Source organism: Streptomyces sp. PH10-H1 (genome assembly GCF_030063355.1).
Taxonomy (GTDB): domain Bacteria; phylum Actinomycetota; class Actinomycetes; order Streptomycetales; family Streptomycetaceae; genus Actinacidiphila.
In genome coordinates, this window is record NZ_JASISZ010000138.1 from 1 (window position 1) to 8,572 (window position 8,572).

Below are 8,572 nucleotides of genomic sequence, written 5' to 3' on the forward strand. Positions count from 1 at the left end.
TTACTGGCTCCAGCCGCCGAACACTCTCGGTTCTGCGGTCAAAAGTCAATTGATGACTGGATAGCTCCGCACTCGTCAGATCCTCGGCGCACAGAGATAGTGCAATAACCCGAGCCCTCTGCAAGCCAAGTGCTTCATGGAGGGCATAAGTGGCGCTCTTCAAAATCGGCGTGTGAGCTGTTGGCTCTGTGAGACGTCGCGTGCGGGTGGTCGTTGTCCTGTCGGCATAAAGCACCGTCAGCGTGAGAGCACGGGCGACCTGTTGCTCCACCCTCATTTGGTAACCCAACTCGGTGGAGAGCGCCAACAGGACCTTCCTGCGCTCATTGGCATCGAGTTCGCTTTGGTCGAATCGATGGCTAACACTGAGTGAGTTGGATGGGCCGTTCGGCACTACCGACGTGGCATCAATCCCTCGCGCTCTCTGATGCATCAGCCGTCCGGCCTTCACGCCAAGTATCCGCTGAAGTGTCAGGGGTGGAGTGTTTGCGACTTTATCTACAGTGTCCAGCCCGTAACTGCAGAGCGCTTTTGCGGTCTTCGGCCCCACACCGTAGAGCGCAGCAACTGGTTTAGAGGAAAGGAACGCGGCGATGCTCTCTGGCCGGCCGTCCACAAACCGCACGGCTCCCGGCAGGCCGTCGTGGGCGGCCATTCGAGCCAAAAGCGGGTTCACCGATACGCCGACGGTGCATTCGAGGTCATGCCACGCCAACACCCGGACACGCACCAACCTTCCCAACTCCACTGCATCCTTCTGGAAGAGTCGAGTGCTCCCTCGTACATCCGCCAACACGGCATTCGGGATGATCGATTCCACGACTGGAGTGATGTCGCCCAGCACCTCGTTGAGTGCATTAAGCGCTTCTTGCTCGACAGACTCTGCCTGGATGTAGAGGATCCCCATCTCGTTCATCCAGCGCTCCCTTGGCTCGAATGCCAGAGATTTCTGCCTCCCATGGGCTGGTCGCCCGCAGGCCGAATATCTGCCCACGGATGCATCTCAACACCTTCCGCCACCTGAATCGTGCGGCCTCCGTCTTTACGCTTCGGTGGCCGTCGAGTTCGCCCCTCCGCCAGCCGTTCAGCTACCGCATCCAATCCTCCGGTGCTTCGTAGTTCTGCCAACTCGTTGAGATCCCATGCAGCTATCCCGACCACGCTTACCCGACCGCCGCGGCGCTGCACGGTTCCGCGAACCATCAGAAGCGCACTATGGAACACAGTGTGGGCACATTCCTCCTGGCTATCGTTGAAGAACACCAAGTCCACCAAGCCTGTTGAGTCGTCGAGAGTGACGAAGATGATCCGCTGTGGCTCGCTGGCCCGACTTGACTTGGTGCGGTGAACGATGGGTGGGGTCTGCGTCGAGGCGCGCACCCCGGCGACCAGGACGGTCCGGCCGGATTGGAGGGCGCCGAGGTGGGCGGCGTCGGTGGCGCCGACTTCGCGCAGGAGCCGGTGATGGTGCTCCATGAGGTGCTGGCTGACATCGATACTCAGCGTGTCCAGCTCTGCGCCGAGGGCTTCGCGGCCGGTCATTTCCGGCAGGCCGCTGGGGGCGGAGCTGGTGCTGATGTCCTGCAGCGGTAGCTGGCCGTCGCCCTGGTGGCCTCGGGCGTGGCGGTGGAGTTCGGCGATCTGCAGGAGCAGGTCGCGGCGGGTCAGCGGCCCGCGCAGGGCGTCGAGGGCGCCGATTTCCGCGAGGCGTTCCGCGGTGGGTCGGGCGGGTCGGGCGCGCTGCCACAGGTCCTGCAACGACGCATAGGGCTGCGCGGATACCAGGCGGGCCACCTGGTCGTCGCTGATGCCTTTGACCGCGGAGAACGCCAGTCGCACGCCCCAGGTGTCGTGGTCGGTCTTCTCCACGGTGTGAGTGGCTCGGGAGTGGTTGACGTCGACGCCGAGGACGGGCACGTTGTGGCGGCGGGCGTCCGCGACGATCACCCGCTTCGGCCACATCCCCGGGTCATGCTCCAAAAGCCCTGCGTACAGAGCAGCAGGGTGGTGGGCTTTGAGCCAGGCGGACTGCAGGGCCGGCACGGCGAACGCGACCGCGTGCGCGCGGCAGAACCCGTACGATCCGAATGCCTCGATGATCTCCCACACCTCGTCCAGGACCGCCGGGGTGTAGCCGCGGGCACCGGCGTGCTGGTGGAACCACTCCCGCAGTTTCGGCAGTCGGCTCTTGTCGCCCAGAGCGCGGCGGGCGACCTCCGCGAGAGCCCTGTCGCAGCCGGTGAGGATCGCGAGCATGTCGATGATCTGTTCGTGCCAGATCGTCACTCCGTAGGTGTCGGCCAGGACGGGTTCGAGGTCGGGGTGCGGGTAGCGGGGGGCTGCGCCGTGGCGGGCGGCGATGTACTGGGCGGGCATGCCGCCGGCGACCGGTCCGGGGCGGAAGAGGCTGATGTCGGCGATGACATCCTGCGGGTCGCGCGGCTGCAGCCGGGCCAGAAGATCCTGCTGGCCGGGGCTCTCCAACTGGAACAGGCCGATCGTGTCGGACGCCTGGATCAGCTTGAACGCGAAGAAGTCATCCAGCGGCACCTGCCGGCTGTCATCGAGATCGATGCGTTGACCCGTTGTGCGGTCGATCTCCGCGACCGCGTGTGCCATCGCGGACTGCATGCGCACCCCCAGCACATCCAGTTTGATCAGCCCGAGGTCTTCGACGTCCTCTTTGTCGGCCTGCACCATCGGATAGCCACCCGGTGTGGGCTGCACGGGGAGTCGGTCGAGGAGTGTGGCGTTGCTGACGATGACGCCGCACGGGTGCATCGCCATCCCGCGCGGCAGCGCGTCCAGGCCCTCGGCGAGCTCCCACAGCGGCCCGAACCGGTCCGACACCGCAGCCAGCTCCCGCAGCTCCGGCAGCTCCGCCAGGGCTGAGGTGATGTCGCAGGCCCGGATGTGCGGAAACGACTTCGCGATGCGGTCCACCACGTGCGGGGCGATGCCCAGGGCCATCCCGGTATCGCGGAGCGCGTGGCGGGCCCGGTAGGTCTCGGGCATGCCGGTGACCGCGACACGCTCCGTACCGAACCGCTCGATGATCCGGTCGTAGACCTCCAAGCGCCGCGCGGACTCCACATCGATATCGATATCGGGCAGCGATCTCCTCCGGGCGCTGAGGAACCGCTCGAACAGCAGGTGGTGGTCCAGCGGGTTGGCGGTGGCGATGTACAGGGCGTGGTTCACCATCGAGCCGGCACCCGAACCGCGTGCCGCGACCCGGATCCCCATCTCCCGCACATCCGCCACGACGGCCGCCACGGTCAGGAAGTACGTGTCGTACTCCAGCCCGGCGATGACCGCGAGCTCCTCCTGGAGCCGCCGCACCGCGGCGGGGTCGCGGTCCAGGCCGCGCCGGACCATGCCCGCCTCACACCGCTCGCGCAACAACGCCGCCGCTTCCCCCGGACCATCGCCAGCGCCGACCACGGACGACTCGGGAAAATGCGGGGCACCCAGCCCCAGGTCCACCACCGGGTCGATCCTGCACTGCTCCGCGGTCCGCGCCGTCTCCGCGATCAGCCGCTGCGCTCGCTCCGTCCCGCCGCCGGCTGCTTCGGCGATGCGTTCCGCGGCCGCGGTCATGGCCGCCGGGTCCTTGAGCCAGCGCTCCCCGGTGTCGAGGCGCCGGCGGTCGATGGGGCGCAGCAGGCGGGCGGCGTCCAGGACGTCGGCGAGCCGGTGCTGGCCGCGGTCGGCGTAGCGGACCGCATTGGTCAGCACGGCCGGGATGCCGACCCGGTCGGCGAGCGCCAGGGTGCGGCCGGCCAGCCGCAGCGAACCCGGCCCGGTGCCCTGCAGGCCAAACCACAACACCTCCAAGCGCAGGTTGTCGCCGACCAGCTCGCGCCAGGGGGCCAGGAGCTGCTCGGCGAGGCGCTCACGGCCCGCGGACAGGGCTCGCACAGGTTCGGAAACCGGCCCCAACAGAACCGTCAGCCCAGTGTCGGCGTGCTGCGCCAGGGCGGCCCACGACACCACCGGCGGGCCCGCAACGGGGCCGGCGTACGCGGTGGAAACCAAGCGGCACAGGCGAGCCCACCCGTCGGCGTGCTGAGCCAGCAACGTCACCCGCAGCGGCGCCTCCACCACGTGAGCACCCCCGCGTACCGGGGTGCGCAGCCGGAACTCAGTGGGCGCAGCCTGACGCGGTGCGACCGCAACGTCGACGCCGAAAATCGGGCGCACGCCACGGGTGCCGCAGGCCTTCGCGAAGCGCACGGCACCAGTGACATTGTCACGGTCAGTGAGAGCCAACGAGTCCATGCCGCGCTCGGCCGCACAGCGCACCAAATGGTCGACATGCGCCGCCCCGTAACGGGCCGAGCAGCCCGACATGGCGTGGAGGTGCACAAACGACGGCATGGACACCTCCAGTCCTCGGCCCCGAGCCCCTCCCCGCGGCGTTCTCTGCCGGCATCTCGATCATAACTCCTACGCCGTACATTCGTTCGATTAACTACGCTCTGTTGTCATAGGGGGGCGGAACAGTGGCAGTCGACGGACGAGCAACGACAGCAGTCGGGAGAGGATCCGAGCGATGAGCGCGGGTTCCGCTCCCGCCTGTCGCGGCTGGTTTCGTCCCCGGCCAGCGCGCGGCGAAGAAGACGGCCGCGAAGAAGAAGCCGGGCGGCGCCACGCGCAGCGCGTGACCGATCTCAGGGGTGATCGGGCGCGGGGTTGTCCGCGACCAGGCGGTCGATCACGCGCTCGCGCAGTTGGTCCATCACCCTGTTCGTTGCCTGCACCGTGCGCACGAGCTCCGTGGCATTCACCGCTCCCGCCGGCTCCCGCAGAAGCCGCTCGGCATCGTCCAGGACTCTGCCCGCCGCGTCGGCGAGGTCCTCGATCTCTGCCTGCTCCTGTGGGCTGAAACCGCGCAGCTCATGGGCGGAGATCGTCGACATGAGGGTGCTCATGGTGCGGGACGACGTCACGAGCTCGTTGACCGCGTGGCGGTGTCCCTGCGGTTCCTGCGTCATGCCCCACACAACGGCGGCCGCGGTCGTGTCGTCACGCCTGCCGCATGCATCAACGCCGCTGCCAGCCCCGCGCGCCGGCCAGCACCTTCAGTTCCCGGTGAAGGTGTCCCCATTGGCCGGTGGCCATGGCCTTTCTAACCGTGGGGTGGCTCCACAGCGCGTCGTGGGCGGCCGCGCGTTCGGCGCGTAGCTGCTCCAGCTCGGCGACGTCTTCCGGCGACCAGGCATTGCGGAGGGCGGCTTGCTTGCTGCGGAGCTCGTCGTGCTTCTGCTCCCCCCAGGTCCCCTCGGGGCCTGGGTAGGTCGTCTTCATAGCGCCGATTCAACCCTCCCGCACGGAGGACCGGATGAGTCGGCGTACTCACCAGGTACCCCCGCGGATACTCAACGTCAGAGCCGAGCGGGTGCTGCTCACCTACGACCAGGTCGTCCACGACTACGAGCTGCCCGCGACCGAGGGCAAGCGCGGCCATCCCCGATGGCCGACCTTCGCGCGCCGCTACGCCTTCGATATCGAGCAGCAGCGCCCGCCCTGGCTTCCTTCGTGCGGGGCTGGGGTGCGGCGGGCGGACGACGTCCTAACGCTGCATGGGAGGTTGGGCGGCCTGGGCGAAGTGCATGACGATCCCTTTCGCACCGGCGGCGACTTTTGAGTGGTGTGGTGAGCGACCGCAAGCCCTACAAGAGCGACTTATCCGACGAACGCTGGGCGCTGATCGAGCCGGTGCCCACTGCGTGGAAGGCGAAGCATCCCTCCGTCAGTGGTCACCAGGGCCGCTACGAGATGCGGGAGATCGTCAACGCGCTCCTTTACCAGTCCCGGACCGGCTGCCAATAGGACTACCTGCCCCACGACCTGCCGCCGCCTGGCGCGGTGAAGTACTACTTCTACAAATGGCGCGACGACGGTACCGACGAGGTCATCCACGACCTACTGTGCTGGCAGGTGCGTGAGAGCCGGGGACGATTAGCCGACCCGAGCTTGGTGGTGCTCGACACCCAGAGCCTGCATGCCGCCGCCGGAGTACCCGCGGCCACGACCGGACGGGACGCCGCCAAGAAGGTGCCGGGCCGCAAGCGGGGGCTGGCTGTTGACGTGCTGGGCCTGGTGATCGCCGTGGTGGTGCTGGCCGCTTCCGTGCACGACAACGCCTCTGGCACCGCGTTGCTGGACAAGGTCGCCGCCGGGACCTCCACGGTGACGAAGGCGCTGGTGGACCAGGGGTTCAAGAAGACCGTGGTCGACCACGGCGCCGGCCTGGGCATCGCGGTGGAGATCGTCGAGCGCAACCCGGTCGACCGCGGGTTCGTCCCGCAGCCGATCCGCTGGAGGGTGGAGCAGACCAACGGGATCCTGATGCTGCACCGCAGGCTGGTCCGCGACTACGAGCACCGCCCGGCCAGTTCCGAGTCCCGGGTGTACTGGGCGATAAGCGATGTGATGGCTCGTCGGCTGACCGGCACCTCCACCCCGTCCTGGCACGGCGCATGAGCGGCGACCCGCAGCAGACCCTCGGTGCCCTGCTGGCACGTCTGGAGGTCCGCGAGCGGCAGATCGCTGTGGAAGCGGAGGCCGCGCACGAGCAGATCGCGCAGCTGACCGCGCTGCTGGACGGACTCGCCCAGGCCGCCGAGCACATCACGATCACCCGCAAGACGCTCCTGGAGCTGCCCGACGAAACGGCTCCGGCAGCGGCCACACCGACTCCGGCCCTGCCGGACGGCCCCGCGTACTAGCAGATCATGGCCGTGTTCGCCGAAGCCGACGCCCCACTACGGGCGAGGAACGTGTGCGAGGTAATGGACCTGGATCTCATGCCGAACAACATCAACAACGTCCGCATCAAACTGAAGCGCCTGACCGGACGCGGAATCCAGGCCGAGACCGAGCCAGGACTGTTCACCAGGCCGCGACCGTAACTGCCCAGACGTCCTCCCCTTCGAGGACCAGCGGGGCTGAGGCCGGTGGGTGCGCTTACCGGCTCGTGTGCGCCGTTACGGGCAGCTGGAATGAACCGTAATCATAGAAATCTTCATGAAGGCCGCACTAGGCTGGCCGCCACCAGAGATGACGTATCGTCACATGGCCGTCTGCAACGGTCTGCTGCGCCCGGTGCGCCTCGGGCCGACGACGCCCCGACGACCGACTCGACGAGAGGGGCCGGACATGACGCGTTCCCGGAGGCCCGCACGGTACAGCTTCTTACCGGGAGTCCTGGGCCTGGTGATCCTGTTCGCCCTGAGCGGCTGCGCAACCAGCTCCGGCGGCTCCGTGCACGCCGAACCCACGAAACCGGCGCTGGACGTCTGCGCATTGGCGACCGAGGAGGAGGTCGGGGCGGTCCTCGGCCAACCGGCCAAGGGAAGCCGGGACGACACCGCCCTGCCCGGCCTCACGCAGTGCACCTACGTGAACGCCGCCAAGGGCCGCACCGTCTTCATCATCCTGCTGCCCTACGAGGTCAGCCGACTCACCAAGTCCGGCACACCGGTGGCTGGAGTGGGCGACGTGGCCCTGTACGAGGAAGCCTCGATCGGTGGCCATCTGTACGTGCGCAAGGGCTCGGTCAACTTCGCCGTCAACTACGCCTTCGACCCCCTTGCCCCGGGAATCCCCGACGAGCACTCCAGCCAGATCCGCGACCACCTCGAGACGCTGGCCCGCGCGATCATGTCAAGGCTGTGAGCGGCCGCGCCTGCGTCAGCCCACCTCGATGACGGAGAACCGCCCGCCCTGCGGATCGGCGGGCCGGGCCGCCCGGCCGTACGGGGTCTCCTCCGGGCCGTCGAGGACCTGCCCGCCCAGTCCGACGGCCTGGCGTACGGTCAGGTCGGCGTCGGTGACGGCGAAGTGCACCTGCCAGTGCGGCCACCCCGGTGCCGTACCGCAGTGGATGCCCACCACCGGTTCGCCGTCGACCAGCAGGTCGGCGCTGCCGTCCGGGCGGGGCGAGGGCTGCCGGCCGAGCACCCCGCGGTAGAAAGCGGCCGCCGTCGGCACGTCGGGCGCCAGGTGGTTCCAGTCGGCCACCTGCCAACCGAGGTGCTCCTCGCCCTGCCAGAGACCGAACACCGCGCCCGAGACGTCCGCCGCCATCGCCGGCCGCCCGGCCTGCTCCGCCTGCAGCGGGCCGACGGCGACGGTGCCGCCGCACTCGTGGACGCGCTGTGACACCTCGTCGGCGCTGTCCACGGCGAAGTAGGTGGTCCACCCGGCGGCGGGGTGCTGCCGATACCGGCGACCTTGGCGCCGCCCAGGGTGGCGCGCACGTAGGCGCCCAGCCGCGTCGGCCTGAGGTGTACTCGTCGATCGGCCGGGAGTCCCCACAGTCACACGATCAGGCGACACAGAAACGGACATCAAGTCACATATCGCCCTCTGAGACGTCTCCCCGGCGGGGAACTCACCCCCGCCATTACTGTGGCCGCGTGCCCGCTGTTGGCGCTGCCGTTCTCAGAGTGCGGTTCGCACTGTAATGCCGGGTTTGGTGTCGCTCGATGGGGTGGCGTTGGGGCGTCTCTGCCGGTCAGGCGTTCGGGGTTCGCTTGGGTGGCGGGATGAGTGGTCGCAATCC

9 protein-coding genes and 1 pseudogene are annotated in these 8,572 nt (G+C 68.2%); 5 read left to right on the forward strand and 5 right to left on the reverse strand.

The genetic code is table 11. From position 1 onward, the window contains the following. The 4 genes from QMK24_RS39735 to QMK24_RS39750 all read right to left on the reverse strand — a co-directional run. Positions 1 to 916 (reverse strand): DNA polymerase Y family protein (locus QMK24_RS39735; RefSeq protein ID WP_283471771.1); only part of this gene is annotated, 916 nt, incomplete at its 3' end. Then, positions 913 to 4,380 (reverse strand): DNA polymerase III subunit alpha, encoded by a 3,468-nt coding sequence (locus QMK24_RS39740; protein ID WP_283471772.1) that lies wholly within the window; start codon positions 4,378 to 4,380, stop codon positions 913 to 915. The genes QMK24_RS39740 and QMK24_RS39735, both read right to left, overlap by 4 nt. Before the next feature lie 293 nt (positions 4,381 to 4,673). Further along, positions 4,674 to 4,997 carry a hypothetical protein gene (locus tag QMK24_RS39745; RefSeq protein WP_283471773.1) on the reverse strand — a complete coding sequence of 108 codons (324 nt, stop codon included), beginning with the start codon at positions 4,995 to 4,997 and terminating at the stop codon, positions 4,674 to 4,676. 49 nt (positions 4,998 to 5,046) lie between these two features. Continuing rightward, the gene (locus QMK24_RS39750; protein WP_283471774.1) at positions 5,047 to 5,310 is read right to left on the reverse strand and encodes a hypothetical protein; all 264 of its coding nucleotides are present in this window, start codon (positions 5,308 to 5,310) and stop codon (positions 5,047 to 5,049) included. A gap of 34 nt (positions 5,311 to 5,344) precedes the next feature. Here QMK24_RS39750 and QMK24_RS39755 point away from each other — a divergent pair, with 34 nt between their 5' ends. The 5 genes and pseudogenes from QMK24_RS39755 (at position 5,345) to QMK24_RS39775 (ending at position 7,683) form a co-directional block, all read left to right on the forward strand. Further along, a complete protein-coding gene (locus QMK24_RS39755; protein ID WP_283471775.1) occupies positions 5,345 to 5,650 on the forward strand; it encodes a hypothetical protein in 306 nt (101 codons plus the stop codon). Positions 5,651 to 5,658: 8 nt separating this feature from the next. Continuing rightward, positions 5,659 to 6,489: pseudogene (locus tag QMK24_RS39760) on the forward strand (IS5 family transposase). Then, the gene (locus QMK24_RS39765; RefSeq protein ID WP_283471776.1) at positions 6,486 to 6,734 is read left to right on the forward strand and encodes a hypothetical protein; all 249 of its coding nucleotides are present in this window, start codon (positions 6,486 to 6,488) and stop codon (positions 6,732 to 6,734) included. Before QMK24_RS39760 ends, QMK24_RS39765 begins: the two are co-directional and overlap by 4 nt. 6 nt (positions 6,735 to 6,740) lie before the next feature. Next, a complete protein-coding gene (locus tag QMK24_RS39770) occupies positions 6,741 to 6,917 on the forward strand; it encodes a hypothetical protein (RefSeq protein WP_283471777.1) in 177 nt (58 codons plus the stop codon). 304 nt (positions 6,918 to 7,221) lie between these two features. Further along, positions 7,222 to 7,683, forward strand: a complete 462-nt coding sequence (locus QMK24_RS39775) for a hypothetical protein (protein WP_283471779.1) — start codon at positions 7,222 to 7,224, stop codon at positions 7,681 to 7,683. A gap of 15 nt (positions 7,684 to 7,698) precedes the next feature. Here the strand turns inward: QMK24_RS39775 and QMK24_RS39780 are convergent, their stop codons facing one another. After that, on the reverse strand, positions 7,699 to 8,190 hold the full coding sequence (locus QMK24_RS39780; protein WP_283471780.1) for a VOC family protein: 492 nt from the start codon (positions 8,188 to 8,190) through the stop codon (positions 7,699 to 7,701). Between the last annotated feature and the right edge of the window lie 382 nt (positions 8,191 to 8,572).

Bases quoted from the DNA above. Each gene is read 5' to 3' on its own strand.
- QMK24_RS39740 (WP_283471772.1), bottom strand. From the start codon at position 4,380: ATGCCGTCGTTTGTGCACCTCCACGCCATGTCGGGCTGCTCGGCCCGT.
- QMK24_RS39745 (WP_283471773.1), bottom strand. From the start codon at position 4,997: ATGACGCAGGAACCGCAGGGACACCGCCACGCGGTCAACGAGCTCGTG.
- QMK24_RS39750 (WP_283471774.1), bottom strand. From the start codon at position 5,310: ATGAAGACGACCTACCCAGGCCCCGAGGGGACCTGGGGGGAGCAGAAG.
- QMK24_RS39755 (WP_283471775.1), top strand. From the start codon at position 5,345: ATGAGTCGGCGTACTCACCAGGTACCCCCGCGGATACTCAACGTCAGA.
- QMK24_RS39765 (WP_283471776.1), top strand. From the start codon at position 6,486: ATGAGCGGCGACCCGCAGCAGACCCTCGGTGCCCTGCTGGCACGTCTG.
- QMK24_RS39770 (WP_283471777.1), top strand. From the start codon at position 6,741: ATGGCCGTGTTCGCCGAAGCCGACGCCCCACTACGGGCGAGGAACGTG.